Annotated in this window: 1 protein-coding gene; it reads right to left on the minus strand. The window is 58.4% G+C overall.

The features are described 5' to 3' along the window. Positions 1-40: 40 nt before the first annotated feature. Positions 41-233, minus strand: a 193-nt coding sequence (locus tag SB753_RS41775) for a hypothetical protein (protein ID WP_410805780.1), incomplete at its 5' end; no start/stop codon positions are given.

Below are 233 nucleotides of genomic sequence, written 5' to 3' on the forward strand. Positions count from 1 at the left end.
GCTGCAGCGCGTATAGACATGCTTCGCAACCCGCTATCCGTTACAGGCGTCGCCTGAAAAATTCTCGCCACGAAAAAATACCCACCGCCGGATATGGCCGGTGGGCATCAACACGCAGCAGAACCCAGGGATAACCTGCATCCTCCGGCTGCGCCGACATTGCATGGAGTCCAGCAACGGAGCAACCCGTACGACTGAAAACGACCAGCCGATCTGCTTTCTCGCGCGTCAGC

Source organism: Paraburkholderia sp. SIMBA_053 (assembly GCF_046534895.1).
GTDB classification, from domain to species: domain Bacteria; phylum Pseudomonadota; class Gammaproteobacteria; order Burkholderiales; family Burkholderiaceae; genus Paraburkholderia; species Paraburkholderia caledonica.